This is a genomic window from Phaeodactylibacter luteus (genome assembly GCF_007993045.1).
Taxonomy (GTDB): domain Bacteria; phylum Bacteroidota; class Bacteroidia; order Chitinophagales; family Saprospiraceae; genus Phaeodactylibacter; species Phaeodactylibacter luteus.
In genome coordinates, this window is record NZ_VOOR01000301.1 from 1 (window position 1) to 201 (window position 201).

General features: G+C 54.7%; 1 protein-coding gene. It reads left to right on the forward strand.

The annotated features are described in order from the left end of the window. The coding region (locus FRY97_RS22905; RefSeq protein ID WP_170254940.1) for a hypothetical protein at positions 1 to 201 on the forward strand (201 nt) is incomplete at both ends.

Here is a 201-nt window from a genome sequence, read left to right on the forward strand (position 1 = left end):
GGCAACATCATCAACGGACAGTCGCAGCCAGCAATTGGCCGTGTGTTCGTAGCTGACGTCAATGAAGGCTCATGGGACAACTGTGGCCCTGTGACGATGACGATCTCCCGCGACAACGTATGTGCGCCAAACTCCAACTCCCCAGACGGAAGCTACGTAGACTTCTTCTGCTGTGACGTAGGCGTTACATCTGACATCACC